The 13,576-nt window shown below is 55.2% G+C and carries 13 protein-coding genes and 1 tRNA gene; 11 read left to right on the forward strand and 3 right to left on the reverse strand.

Going from position 1 to position 13,576, the window contains the following annotated elements; all coding sequences use genetic code 11:
• A partial coding sequence (locus tag KHU29_RS14575) for a hypothetical protein (RefSeq protein WP_211453510.1) occupies positions 1-197 on the forward strand: 197 nt, incomplete at its 5' end.
• A 94-nt stretch (positions 198-291) separates the two neighbouring features.
• Here KHU29_RS14575 and aqpZ read toward each other — a convergent pair.
• The gene (gene aqpZ, locus KHU29_RS14580) at positions 292-990 is read right to left on the reverse strand and encodes an aquaporin Z (RefSeq protein WP_211453511.1); all 699 of its coding nucleotides are present in this window, start codon (positions 988-990) and stop codon (positions 292-294) included.
• A 417-nt stretch (positions 991-1,407) separates the two neighbouring features.
• Here aqpZ and KHU29_RS14585 point away from each other — a divergent pair, with 417 nt between their 5' ends.
• The 10 genes from KHU29_RS14585 to KHU29_RS14630 all read left to right on the forward strand — a co-directional run bounded on the left by KHU29_RS14585 (position 1,408) and on the right by KHU29_RS14630 (position 12,230).
• Positions 1,408-3,750: a Tex family protein gene (locus KHU29_RS14585; protein ID WP_211453512.1), complete on the forward strand. Its 2,343-nt coding sequence runs from the start codon at positions 1,408-1,410 to the stop codon at positions 3,748-3,750.
• A 221-nt stretch (positions 3,751-3,971) separates the two neighbouring features.
• Positions 3,972-4,922, forward strand: a complete 951-nt coding sequence (gene ispB / locus KHU29_RS14590) for an octaprenyl diphosphate synthase (RefSeq protein WP_211453572.1) — start codon at positions 3,972-3,974, stop codon at positions 4,920-4,922.
• Positions 4,923-5,002: 80 nt separating this feature from the next.
• Positions 5,003-5,079, forward strand: a tRNA-Pro gene (locus KHU29_RS14595).
• Positions 5,080-5,141: 62 nt separating this feature from the next.
• Positions 5,142-6,431 (forward strand): HlyC/CorC family transporter, encoded by a 1,290-nt coding sequence (locus tag KHU29_RS14600; protein WP_211453513.1) that lies wholly within the window; start codon positions 5,142-5,144, stop codon positions 6,429-6,431.
• Between the two features lie 124 nt (positions 6,432-6,555).
• A complete protein-coding gene (pilB, locus tag KHU29_RS14605) occupies positions 6,556-8,280 on the forward strand; it encodes a type IV-A pilus assembly ATPase PilB (protein WP_211453514.1) in 1,725 nt (574 codons plus the stop codon).
• A gap of 15 nt (positions 8,281-8,295) precedes the next feature.
• Positions 8,296-9,528 (forward strand): type II secretion system F family protein, encoded by a 1,233-nt coding sequence (locus KHU29_RS14610; protein ID WP_211453515.1) that lies wholly within the window; start codon positions 8,296-8,298, stop codon positions 9,526-9,528.
• Positions 9,528-10,394: a prepilin peptidase gene (locus tag KHU29_RS14615; protein ID WP_211453516.1), complete on the forward strand. Its 867-nt coding sequence runs from the start codon at positions 9,528-9,530 to the stop codon at positions 10,392-10,394. Before KHU29_RS14610 ends, KHU29_RS14615 begins: the two co-directional genes overlap by 1 nt.
• 6 nt (positions 10,395-10,400) lie before the next feature.
• On the forward strand, positions 10,401-11,054 hold the full coding sequence (gene coaE, locus KHU29_RS14620) for a dephospho-CoA kinase (RefSeq protein WP_211453517.1): 654 nt from the start codon (positions 10,401-10,403) through the stop codon (positions 11,052-11,054).
• Between the two features lie 190 nt (positions 11,055-11,244).
• Complete coding sequence (zapD, locus tag KHU29_RS14625; RefSeq protein ID WP_211453518.1) at positions 11,245-12,000, forward strand: cell division protein ZapD; 756 nt, start codon at positions 11,245-11,247, stop codon at positions 11,998-12,000.
• A 41-nt stretch (positions 12,001-12,041) separates the two neighbouring features.
• Positions 12,042-12,230, forward strand: coding sequence for a DNA gyrase inhibitor YacG (locus KHU29_RS14630; RefSeq protein ID WP_211453519.1), 189 nt, complete (start codon positions 12,042-12,044; stop codon positions 12,228-12,230).
• Positions 12,231-12,259: 29 nt separating this feature from the next.
• Here the strand turns inward: KHU29_RS14630 and mutT are convergent, their stop codons facing one another.
• Together mutT and KHU29_RS14640 are read right to left on the reverse strand one after the other, a co-directional pair.
• Complete coding sequence (mutT, locus tag KHU29_RS14635) at positions 12,260-12,661, reverse strand: 8-oxo-dGTP diphosphatase MutT (RefSeq protein ID WP_211453573.1); 402 nt, start codon at positions 12,659-12,661, stop codon at positions 12,260-12,262.
• A gap of 37 nt (positions 12,662-12,698) precedes the next feature.
• On the reverse strand, positions 12,699-13,574 hold the full coding sequence (locus KHU29_RS14640) for an ATP-binding protein (protein WP_211453520.1): 876 nt from the start codon (positions 13,572-13,574) through the stop codon (positions 12,699-12,701).
• Between the last annotated feature and the right edge of the window lie 2 nt (positions 13,575-13,576).

Below are 13,576 nucleotides of genomic sequence, written 5' to 3' on the forward strand. Positions count from 1 at the left end.
AAGTCGTTATGCTGAACATGTTGCAGGTTTGGTTTTTAAGTTGGCAAACAGGGGTATACCCCCTTAGACCAATACCTGCAACCCTTCCCAACATTGTCAATCAAATTATTCCGGACAGCAGTGCGCGAACGCGGGGATCCAAATTACCGAGTGAAACAATGAAAATGGATTCCCGCGTTCGCGGGAACGACGCATGAGGGAGATATCTCTGGCGTCTTAACTGAACGGCATTGGCGGCAGGCCGCGCTTTTTTGCATTATTGCAGAATCGTAATCTCGACTCTTCAATCCCTCAATCCTTCTTCTCACCCCAGATTGCCGGGTACACAACACCTGCAATGACTGCGCCAATCAGCGGCGCCACCCAGAACAGCCACAGTTGCTGCAATGCCCAACCGCCGACAAACAGTGCCTGGCTGGTGCTGCGCGCCGGATTCACCGAAGTATTCGTCACCGGGATGCTGATCAAGTGAATCAAGGTCAGGCACAGGCCAATTGCGATCGGCGCAAAACCCGCCGGCGCGCGCTTGTCTGTGGCGCCCAGAATCACGATCAGGAACATGAAGGTCATTACCACTTCAGAGATCAAGGCCGCAGTCATCGAAAACTGGCCGGGTGAATGTTCGCCATAGCCGTTTGCCGCGAAGCCGCCGATATCCGCGCCCGGCTTGCCGGTAGCGATCAGATATAAAATGCCTGCTGCAATGATGCCACCCACCACCTGCGCAACCCAATACGGCAAGATCTCGCTTTTCGGGAAACGGCCCGCGGTAGCGAGTCCGAGCGTTACTGCCGGATTCAGGTGGCAACCGGAAATATGGCCAATGGCAAATGCCATCGTCAGTACTGTCAAACCGAAAGCCAGCGCGACACCATGGAAGCCGATGCCGAGCCCCGGAAATCCCGCTGCCAGCACGGCGCTGCCGCAACCACCAAGAACCAGCCAAAATGTACCAAGAGCTTCCGCCCCCAGACGTTTAGAAAGATGCATATTCGACTCCTGAAGAAATACTACCGTGTGATGTACCTTAATGAGCGACAGGCCTTGGATCTTTGCCCTGTCGCATGCGGCCACAAGCATATTTGCTGATTCATCGACAAACAAGAAAAAAATAATTATTTAACAATCTTTTTCATTTGCAACCCATCTTCATCCATTCTTGACAGACTAGCCCGACAGTTGACTATCCGGCATGGCGTAAATAATACCATCGAGAAATACTCTATGGCGATATGACGATGTAGCTGCCATTTAGTCAACTGAGACTCTGCTGACTACTTAGTTGATTACTCAGTTAAGTACTCAGTTGACTAATTTCCGGCGGATTTCTTTTCGGACTGTCAAGACTGGCGGAATTATCTGGATTGCGTATCATCCAACGCTTGATTTTCATTCTTAAGAATCCTCATGCTGCCTTCGATCGAACAACGTCTCGCCCTTGAACTTGCCGCCAAACCGGCGCAAGTCGCCGCTGCCGTCGCCCTTCTGGACGAAGGCGCCACCGTGCCCTTTATCGCTCGCTACCGCAAGGAAGCCACCGGCGGCCTGGACGATATCCAATTGCGCTTGCTGGAAGAGCGCCTGCGTTACCTGCGCGAGTTGGAAGTGCGCCGCGGCGCGATCCTGGCGTCGATTGAGGAACAAGGCAAAATGACCCCGGCACTACTGCAGGCAATCTCCCTGGCCGAAGACAAGACCCGGCTCGAAGATTTGTACCTGCCGTACAAACTCAAACGCCGCACCAAGGCGCAAATCGCCGCCGAAGCCGGTTTGACCGAATTGGCAGATGCGCTGCTGGCCAATCCCGATCTGAATCCGGAGCAAGAGGCCGACAAATACCTGAAGCCAGCGTTCAGCACCGACAACGGCGACAATCCTGGCGTCGCCGACGCCAAGGCCGCACTCGACGGCGCCCGTCAAATCCTGATGGAGCGGTTTTCGGAAGATGCCACGCTGTTGCAGGCGTTGCGCGAATATCTGACAGAACACGGTGTGGTCGAATCGAAAGTGGTGGAAGGCAAGCAGGATGCAGGCGAAAAATTCGCCGACTACTTCGATTACTCCGAAACCATCGGCACCATTCCATCGCACCGGGCGCTGGCGCTGTTCCGCGGCCGCCGCGAAGAAATCCTGAATGTCGTGCTGCGTCTCGATACCGAAGAAGAAAAACCGAAATGGGATGCGCCGCACAATCCGTGCGAAGGACGCATCGCCGCCCGTTTCGGCATCAGCAACAAGAATCGCAGCGCCGACAAATGGTTGAGCGACACGGTTCGCTGGAGCTGGCGCGTCAAGGTTTTCATGCATCTGGAAACCGAGCTGATGACGAAGCTGCGCGAAAAAGCCGAAGTCGAGGCGATCAACGTCTTTGCGCTCAACCTGAAAGCATTGCTGCTGGCAGCGCCAGCCGGACCGCGCGCCACCATGGGGCTCGACCCTGGCCTGCGCACCGGCGTCAAGGTGGCGGTGATCGACGCCACCGGCAAGGTGGTAGACACCACAGCAATCTATCCGCATCAACCGCGCAATGACTGGGACGGCTCGCTGCATACGCTGGCGCAGCTGGCGGAAAAGCACAAGGTATCGCTGATTTCGATCGGCAACGGCACCGCTTCGCGCGAGACCGACAAACTGGCGCAAGATCTGATCAAGCTGCGGCCGGAATTGAAATTGACCAAGATCGTGGTGTCGGAAGCTGGCGCTTCGGTCTACTCGGCCTCCGAGTTCGCCTCGCGCGAATTGCCGGACATGGATGTCTCGCTGCGCGGTGCGGTATCGATCGCGCGCCGCCTGCAGGATCCGCTGGCGGAACTGGTCAAGATCGATCCGAAATCGATCGGCGTCGGCCAGTATCAGCATGACGTCGGCCAGACTCAGCTGGCGCGCTCGCTGGATGCGGTGGTGGAGGATTGCGTGAATGCGGTCGGGGTGGACGTCAACACCGCATCAGCGCCACTGCTGGCGCGCGTTTCCGGGCTGAACGCCAGCGTCGCCCAGAGTATCGTCACTTATCGCGACATGAAGGGCATGTTCGGCTCGCGTGCAGCGCTGCGCGATGTGCCGCGGCTGGGCGATAAAACTTTCGAACAGGCGGCCGGATTCTTGCGCATCATGAATAGCGACAATCCTTTGGACGGCTCGGCTGTCCATCCGGAATCCTACCCGCTGGTGGAAAAAATCCTGGCTGACATCAAGAAAGACGTCAAGGGTGTGATCGGCGACAGCAAATTGCTGACGTCGCTCAACCCGGCCAAATATGCCGATGACAAATTCGGTGTGCCGACCATCGCCGACATTCTCAAGGAACTGGAAAAACCGGGCCGCGATCCGCGTCCGGAATTCACCACGGCTACCTTCAAGGATGGCGTCGAAGAAATTCGCGATCTGCGGCCTGACATGATTTTGGAAGGCGTAGTCACCAATGTGGCGGCGTTTGGCGCATTTGTCGATATCGGCGTGCATCAGGACGGCCTGGTGCATATTTCCGCACTCTCCAATACCTTCGTCAAGGATCCGCACAGCGTCGTCAAAGCCGGCCAGGTGGTGAAAGTCAAAGTGCTGGAAGTCGACGAAAAGCGCAAACGTATCGCGCTGACCATGCGTTTGACCGATAACGCGCCGGTTGCCGGCGCCAAACCAGAGCAACGCGCAGACCGCAACGACGCCAAGCGCATGTCGCAGCAACGTCAAGCAGCGCCGGCGCCGGCAAATGGCGCCATGGCGGCGGCCTTTGCGAAGTTGAAGGGATAGCAACACCTTTGCTCCGTCCTGCGCCAAAGCAGGGCGGAGCCGCTATATGACGCCGATTAACGCCGATTACCGCCGATTAACGCCGGTACAAAATCGGACAATAGCCAATTTAGTATCGATGGGCCTTAATCACGGCTGTCATCGTATAATCACGGCACAATCGATTTCCAACAGGTTTTATTTTGTCAGCCGCTCCCAACACTTCATCCTCACAATTCATGATGTCCCCGATCGCGGCCGATATGGAAGCGGTCAACGCGGTGATTCGCCGGCAGTTGCATTCCGAAGTGCCGCTGGTGAACCAGATCGCCGAATACATCATCAGCGCCGGCGGTAAACGCCTGCGCCCGGTACTGGTCTTGCTGATGGCCCGGGCTTACGGCTATGGCGGCGACAAGCACCACGAATTGGCAGCGGTGATCGAGTTTATCCACACCGCCACCTTGTTGCACGACGATGTCGTCGACGAATCGTCCTTACGGCGCGGACGCCAGACCGCCAATGCGCTGTTCGGCAATGCCGCCTCGGTGCTGGTCGGTGATTTCCTGTACTCACGCGCCTTTCAGATGATGGTAGCGGTCGACAATGCACGCGTGATGCAGATCGTCGCGGACGCTACCAACGTCATTGCAGAAGGCGAAGTGCTGCAATTGCTGAACATGCACAATCCGGACGTTTCCGAAGAAAATTACCTTCAGGTAATTCGCTCCAAGACCGCCAAGTTGTTTGAAGCGGCGGCTCAGCTCGGTGTCTTGATTGCCGGCGCCGGCGACGATGTGATTGAAGCTGCAGGCGAATACGGCCGCTCGCTTGGCACCGCGTTCCAGCTGATCGACGATGTCCTGGATTATTCCGGCAACGCCGGCGATATCGGCAAGAATGTCGGCGACGACTTGCGCGAAGGCAAGCCAACCCTCCCTCTGATCTACCTGATGGAAAATGGTACTCCCGAGCAACGGGCGCTGGTACGCACTTGCATCGAGAATGGCGATGAGCAGCATTTCAATGAAATCCTGGCAGCCATTACCAGTTCAGGCGCCTTGGACTACACGCGGCGCGAAGCCGAGAAAGCCGCGCAGCGGGCAGCGGCAGCGATCTCAGGGTTGCCAAATAGTCAGTTCAAGGATTCTTTGCTACAATTATCTGCGTTCGCCGTGAATCGGAATCACTGAGAATTCAGCAAGGGGACTGTCGCATCAGCGCAAAGCGAATCGACAGCCCAAAAACCTGCTCAAGTCATTGAGCAGCTAGACGGGGTGTAGCTTAGCCTGGTAGAGCGCTACGTTCGGGACGTAGAGGCCGGAGGTTCGAATCCTCTCACCCCGACCAGTCGACACGTTGGCTGGTTAACCTTTTTTAACCTTTTTAACCTTTCATCTTACGGTGACCCTTTGGATGCCGTGCCCATATGGGTGCAGATTCTTGCACTAGTTGTACTCATCTTCCTGTCGGCTTTTTTTGCAATGGCGGAAACCGCTCTGGTGGCCGCCAACAAGCATCGCCTGCGCCATCTGGCCAAGCGCGGCAGCAAGGCAGCCACTACCACGCTGTGGCTGCTCGAACGCACCGATAAACTGCTGTCGCTGATCCTGATCGTCAATACCCTGGTCAACGCCTTGGCCACGGCGCTGGTGACGGCGATTGCCATTACGGCATTCGGCAATCACCAGAAAGTGATCACGGTCGCCACTGCGGCGGTTGCCTTCCTGCTGATCGTATTTGCCGAAATTACACCGAAAGTGATAGGCGCGACCTATCCCGAACGCATTGCCTTGCCAACCAGCTTCGTACTCAAGCCATTGATGGCGCTGGCCAAGCCGCTGATCTGGTTCGTCAATCTGTTCGTATCGGCGATCCTGAAAATCCTGCATATCAAAACTGGCAAAAACGCGCAGGAACAACGCGTATCTCCGGAAGAATTGCGCTCCATCGTGCTGGAAGGCGGCAATTTCATGCCGCAAAAACACAAGAGCATTTTGCTGAATTTGTTCGACCTGGAAAAAATCTCGGTGGAAGATGTCATGACGCCGAGGGCGCAAGTTGAAGCACTGAATTTGTCCGCCTCTGTGGAGGACATCAAACATCAGCTGACCACCTGCTATCACAACAAATTGCCGGTATATGAAGGTGAAATCAACCAGATCGTCGGTATTTTGCATGTGCGCAAGGCAATGGCATTATTGAATCAGGAAGAAGAACTGACGGTCGAACACTTTCGGCAGCTGCTCACCACGCCTTACTTCGTACCGGAAGACACGGACGTTTTCACGCAACTGCAATATTTTCAGGAAAACCATGAACGCCTGGGCATCATCGTCGACGAATATGGCGAGGTGCAGGGACTGGTGACCCTGGAAGACATCATTGAAGAAATGATTGGCGAATTCACCACCTCCAAGCCGGGAGCGGCGCGTGCCGACAGTTTTTCCTGGAATCCGCAAGGGCAATGCCTGCTCGAGGGTGCAACTACCCTGCGTGATATCAACAAACGCCTCGGTTTGAGTTTCCCGCTGGATGGTCCCAAGACCTTGAACGGCTTGTTACTGGAATGGCTACAGGATATTCCCGACAATAACGTCAGCCTGAAAATTGCCGGATGCATCATAGAAATCGTACAAGTGCAAAACCAGGCGATCAAGGTTGCTAAATTGATGCGGCCGAATAAACTACAAGAACACTAAAAAACACTGCCCAACGGCAACTTTTACGACACATTTCTCCACAAATCCTTTACAAGTGAGTTTCCCGTAGGGCATCATTGGTCGGTTCGAATGGTTCGGCACATCTTTTGGTATTGACCCCTCTATGGCAGCAGTATTTCCCAACACAAGTTCCACCAGTCCGATGTCCGGACTTGCTCGTGCATTGCTGCAAGCCGGACGTCTTTCGGCGCCACAGATCGAGTCCCTGCACAAGAAGTCGAGCGACAGCCAAACGCCGTTTATCGCCGCCTTGCTGGAAAGCGGCCACCTGGATGCGCGTTCGCTCGCGCTGTTTTGCGCCGAGACCTTTGGCTATCCGCAGTTAGACCTGAGCGTGCTCAATTTAAGCACGCTGCCGGAAAAAGCCATCGACGCCAAACTGATGGAAAGCCACACGGTGCTGGCGCTGGCGAAGCGCGGCAACAAGATCTATGTCGCGCTGTCCGACCCGACCAATGTCCAGGCGCTGGACCAGATCAAGTTTCAAACCGAACTGACGGTTGAACCTATCATCGTCGAGCATCCGATCCTGCTCAAGCTGATTCAGAAACTGGCCAAATCAGCCGAGCAAAGCCTGAGCGAGATGGTCGGCGACGAGCAGGAAATCAATTTCGTCGAAGAAGATGCGGCAGCTGTGGCAGACGCCGCAGCCACCGATATTGACGATGCGCCGGTAGTCCGCTTCTTGCAAAAGATCCTGACCGACGCCATCAACCAAGGTGCATCCGACTTGCACTTCGAGCCGTTTGAAAAATTCTACCGGATTCGTTTCCGGGTCGATGGCGTATTGCGCGACATGGCGCAACCGCCACTGTCTATCAAGGAAAAACTGGCTTCCCGCATCAAGGTGATCTCCAAGCTGGATATCTCCGAAAAGCGAGTGCCGCAAGACGGCCGCATGCGCCTGGTCGTTTCCAAAACCCGCGCGATCGATTTCCGTGTCAGCACCCTGCCAACCTTGTTTGGCGAAAAAATCGTGATGCGTATCCTGGATCCGAGCCAAGCCCAGATGGGGATTGATGCGCTGGGTTACGATCCGGATCAAAAAGCCATATTGATGGATGCCATCCAGCGCCCGTACGGAATGGTGCTGGTGACCGGTCCGACCGGTTCCGGTAAAACCGTATCGCTGTATACCTGCCTGAACATCCTGAACCAGCCTGGCATCAATATCTCCACCGCTGAAGATCCTGCCGAAATCAATTTGCCCGGGGTCAACCAGGTCAACATCAACGACCGCGCCGGCCTGACTTTTCCGGTGGCGTTGAAAGCATTCCTGCGGCAGGATCCCGACATCATCATGGTCGGTGAAATCCGCGACCTGGAAACTGCGGACATTTCGATCAAGGCGGCGCAAACCGGCCATATGGTGTTTTCCACGCTGCATACCAACGATGCGCCGTCTACCCTGACACGCTTGATGAATATGGGCGTGCCTGCTTTCAATATCGCCTCATCGGTGATCCTGATCACCGCACAACGGCTGGCGCGTCGCCTGTGCAGCTGCAAACAGCCGATTACGATCCAGGAAGAAGTCTTGCTTGAGGCTGGCTACACCGAAGACGACCTCGACGGCACCTGGATGCCTTACAAGGCGGTCGGTTGCGAACGCTGCAACGGCACCGGCTACAAGGGACGGGTCGGCATCTATCAGATCATGCCGATTACAGAAGAAATAGAACGCATTATCCTGGCGCACGGCACGGCGCTGGAGATCGAAGCACAGGCGAAACGCGAGGGTGTGAAGACCTTGCGGTTGTCGGGATTAGTAAAAGTTAAACAAGGGCTGACCAGCCTCGAAGAAGTGCTTGGCTGCACGAATATCTAATTAGGGGAATAGTTCATGGCAACTGCAGCACGCAGCGTCGCAAGCTCACGTCAGGTCAAGGAATGGGTATTTCTTTGGGAGGGCAAAGATAAAAAGGGCAAGGTTGTGCGCGGCGAATTGCGCGCAGGCAGCGAAACTGTGGTCAACGTCACCATGCGGCGCCAGGGAATTCTGGTCACCAAAATTAAAAAGAAGACCTTCCGTAGCGGGAAGAAAATTTCCGACAAGGATATTTCCCTCTTTACGCGCCAACTGGCCACCATGATGAAGGCTGGCGTGCCGCTGCTGCAGTCTTTCGATATCGTCGCCAAGGGCCATGCCAATCCGTCAGTATCGAAACTGGTGAATGATATCCGTGGCGACGTTGAAACCGGTACCAGCCTGAGCCAGGCATTCCGCAAGTTTCCACTGTATTTCGACCCGCTTTTCTGCAATCTGGTCGGCGCCGGCGAGCAAGCCGGTATCCTTGAAGATCTGCTGGAACGGCTGGCAATCTACAAAGAAAAAACCCTTGCCATCAAAAGCAAGATCAAATCCGCCATGTTCTACCCGGTCTCTATTCTGGCCGTAGCCTTTATCGTCACCGCAGTCATCATGATCTGGGTAGTGCCGGCATTCAAGCAGGTATTCTCCAGTTTCGGCGCCGACTTGCCTGGGCCGACCCTGTTCGTGATGGCAATCTCGGATTTCATGGTGTCTAACTGGTACATCATCTTCCCTACCATATTTGCCGGCTTGTACCTATTCTTCCAATCCTGGAGACGCTCACTTAAGATGCAGCGCTTCATGGATCGCCTGTTGCTAAAAGCACCGATTTTCGGCGAGGTGATACGCAAAGCCACGATTGCACGCTGGACCCGCACTCTGGCAACCATGTTTGCCGCCGGCGTGCCATTGGTCGAGTCGCTCGATTCTGTTGGTGGCGCATCCGGCAATGCAGTTTATCTGGACGCAACCAAGAAAATCCAGAGCGAAGTCAGCACCGGAACCAGTTTGACGGCTGCAATGGAAAACGCCAATGTGTTCCCGAACATGGTGACGCAGATGGTATCGATCGGCGAAGAGTCCGGCTCACTGGATAACATGTTGGGTAAAGTCGCTGATTTCTATGAGGCCGAAGTGGACGATGCAGTCGCGTCCTTGTCCAGCTTGATGGAACCGTTGATCATGGTAATTCTTGGTGTACTGATAGGTGGCCTGGTGATTGCCATGTACCTGCCAATTTTCAAACTGGGTTCGGTGGTCTGATGCAAGATGGTATTTTTTTCCTGGCGGCGGGAAGCCTGCTTCCCACCGCACTGGCAGCTGTTTTTGGTTTGTTGATCGGCAGTTTCCTGAATGTAGTGATTCATAGATTGCCGATCATGATGCAGCGTGAATCGGACAATTATGTCGCCCACGAAAGCGGCAAACCGCTGCCGCATACCGAGCGCTACAACCTGGTGGTGCCGCGTTCGGCCTGTCCGCAATGCAAACGCCAGATCGGCGCGCTGGAGAATGTGCCGGTCCTGAGTTACCTGGCGTTACGCGGTAAATGCGCTGGTTGCAAAACGCCCATCTCGATCCGTTATCCGCTGGTCGAAGCGTTGACTGGCGGCCTGTCAGCGCTGCTGATCTGGCACTTCGGCAGCGGCTGGATTGGCTTGGCGACCCTGGTGTTCGTCTATCTGCTGATCGCGATGACATTTATCGATGCCGATACGCAGTTGCTGCCCGACGACCTGACTCTGCCTTTGTTATGGATCGGCCTGCTGCTTAACCTGTCCGGCCTGTTCGTGCCGCTGCAAGACGCCGTGATTGGCGCCGCGGCCGGCTATCTGAGCCTGTGGGCGATTTACTGGGCATTCAAACTGCTGACCGGCAAAGAGGGCATGGGTTACGGCGACTTCAAGCTGTTGGCCGCGCTTGGCGCCTGGCTGGGCTGGAAAATGCTCCCCATCATTATCCTGTTTTCATCATTGGTGGGTGCTGCAGTCGGCATTGCGCTAATCGTGTTTACCCGCCACGGACGCGACAAACCGATCCCGTTCGGCCCTTATCTGGCCGCCGCCGGCTTGCTCGCCCTGCTCTATGGCCGAACAATTCTGGAAACTTATTTCGGTTTTGCTACCTAACATCGTATGAACCAGCACGATGCGGCGAATGACGACAAGCTAGCGCCAACTACGCACAGATTCACCGTCGGTCTGACCGGCGGTATCGGCAGCGGTAAAACCACCGTTGCCAACATGTTTGCCGAACGCGGCGCAGCCGTCATCGACACCGATGTTATCGCCCATCAGCTGACCGCGGCGAATGGCATCGCCATCGCGCCGATTATTGCCGAGTTCGGCAGCGCCTTCATCGACGCCAGTGGCGCCATGGACAGAGCCAAGATGCGCGCCCATGTATTTTCAGATGCTTCGGCAAAACAGCGCCTGGAATCGATTTTGCACCCGTTGATCCGAGCCGAAACCGCACGCGCGGCGGAACACGCTGAAGGCTTGTATGTGATTTTCGTCGTGCCGCTATTGATTGAGTCCGGCAACTGGACGCAACGGGTAAAGCGCATACTGGTCGTGGATTGCGACGAACAGGTTCAATTACACCGCGTGATGCAGCGCAATGCGCTGAACCAGTCGCAAGTACAAGCCATCATGGCGACACAAGCCACCAGACAGCAACGCCTGCAGGCTGCCGACGATGTGATTGTCAATAATAGCGAGCCGGCAGCGCTATTGCCGCAAGTGACCCGATTACATGCACTATATGAAGCAATGGGTAGATCGATATAATGGTATAAAGCTTTGTATTGAGGCTGTGCATTAAAACGTTATGTATCGGACGAATGCGGACGAATGCATCAGGCGAAAATCGAGCGAAAAACCTCTCGCTCAATGCTGAAAATGGATGGGCATTTGTAATTTCTGTTCGCATCGTTCAGAATCATGTCTTATCCGGCTCAAATTCTTAAGGGATGTCACTTTGATCGTCTACGAATATCCTTTCAACGAGCGCATTCGCACCCTGTTGCGGCTGGAAGACCTGCACGAAAGATTTGGGTTTTTCGTACAACAGGAAAGTCCGTTACAGCACCACGTCGCGCTCTCCACCATTTTCGAAATGCTGGAGGTCGCCGGACGCGCCGATCTGAAATCGGATTTGCTGCAAGAACTGGAACGGCAAAAACAAACCCTGCTCGGCTTTAAATCCAACCCGAACGTCGCCTCCGATATGCTGGACGCCATCTTGCAAGAGATAGACAGAGTCAGCACCGCGCTCATGGCGACCCAAGGGAAAACCGGCCAGCATATACGCGAAAACGAATGGCTGATGAGCATTCGCGGCCGCACCATCATTCCCGGCGGCGCCTGTGAATTCGACTTGCCTTCGTATTACGCCTGGCAGCAACATCCGGCGGAACGACGATTTACCGACATTATTGGCTGGTTTGGGCCGTTGGCCCCCTTGTTCGACGCTATCAGCATCGTGTTACGATTACTGCGGGAAACCGGAAGTTCGGTAAAGATAGATGCACAAAACGGCAGTTATCAGCAAATGCTGCAAGGGAAGTCTTATCAGATGCTGCGCCTGATCATCGATGAGCAGCTCGCCGCCATCCCTGAAATATCCGCCAACAAATACATGTTGTGGGTGCGCTTTACCAGGCAAGGCGGCGATCTGAAGCCCAAGGCGTACGAGGGCGATGTGCCGTTTGAGCTGACTCTTTGTAATTTTTAAATGTATTTCGATTGTTTTCGAATGTTTTTTGATTGATTTGTATGACTACTACCGTTGATTGCCCGACTTGCGGCATAAAAGTTGAATGGACTACAGCTAACCGGTTCCGGCCGTTTTGCTCGGAACGCTGCAAACAGATCGACCTGGGTGCCTGGGCGGAAGAGAAATACGCGATCCCTGCAGTTAATCCACCGGATGAGATTGATGATGATGGCAAGCTACCGCAGTAATTGCCGGCATTGTCAGTATTACCAATAGATCAACCGTTGGCGCCCTCGCGGCGCAATTCGTCCAGCCATTCAATCAATGGAATCGCCGCCGGCAACAGGGGCTCCACGCCTACACTGCCTTGCCAGGAAAAAGCCTGCCCTTCCAGGCTTTGCGGCTCACCGCGCCATTCACGACTAATGTAGAAATGCAGCCGCACCCGCGCATGCGGATAGTGATGCTCAATCCCGCACCACGGCTCGGCAGAGGCGATTTCAATCCCCAGCTCTTCCATCAGCTCACGCTTGAGCGCAGCGAAAATCGACTCGCCCGACTCTACCTTCCCTCCCGGGAACTCCCAATACCCCGCCATCGGCTTACCTTCCGGCCGCTGGCCAAGCAATACATCGCCGTTAGGCTTCATCAGAATGCCCACAGCCACATTTACCGGCATCCGTTCGGGGGAAATCAGCGCGCTCAAGATTGCTTACTCACGATTGCTGCCGCCGGCCGGCGTAATCGCGGGCAAATTGCCATGCAACCCGGCCCGAGCGCGAGGCCCGTTGCAAGGCCCAGCGCAAAGCGTCGCCACGGGCTTCCGCGATCTGCTCCGCAGTGCAGCCGAAATGGCCTAGCCAATGGCCGACGATATCCAGGTAATCGTCTTGCTTGAATGGGTAAAACGATACCCACAGCCCGAAACGTTCTGAAAGTGAAATTTTTTCTTCGACGGTTTCACCCGGATGCAGGTCGCCGTCCTCGGTGGTTTTATAAGTGGCGTTGTCGGACATCCGTTCCGGCAACAAATGGCGGCGGTTGGATGTTGCATAAATCAACACATTGTCCGACTGTGCAGCGATGCTGCCGTCGAGCGCCACTTTGAGCGCCTTGTAACCGCTCTCACCCTCTTCAAACGAAAGGTCGTCGCAAAAAATGATGAACCGCTCAGGACGCTCGGCCACCAGATCGACAATATCCGGCAATGCCGCCAAATCGTCCTTATCTACTTCGATCAGGCGCAAACCCTGGGGCGCATACTGGTTCAGGCAAGCTTTGATCAAGGACGACTTGCCAGTGCCGCGGGCACCGGTCAACAACACATTATTGGCCGGCCTGCCATCGACGAACTGGCGGGTATTCTGGTCGATCTGCTGCTTCTGTATTTCGATATTGTGCAGGTCCGACAGTGCAATATCCGAGATATGGCCAACCGCCTGCAGGTAGCCGCCGGCCGATCCGCCGCGATGACGCCAGCGAAAGGCGGTTGCGGCCTGCCAATCGGGAGCCGCCTTGGCTTGTGGCAGGATGGATTCAAGGCGACCTAGCAGGGCTTCGGCGCGGAGCAGGAATTGATCTAATTGAGTCATGG

It is taken from the genome of Collimonas antrihumi (assembly GCF_018304965.1).
In the GTDB taxonomy this organism is placed as follows: Bacteria; Pseudomonadota; Gammaproteobacteria; order Burkholderiales; family Burkholderiaceae_D; genus Collimonas; species Collimonas antrihumi.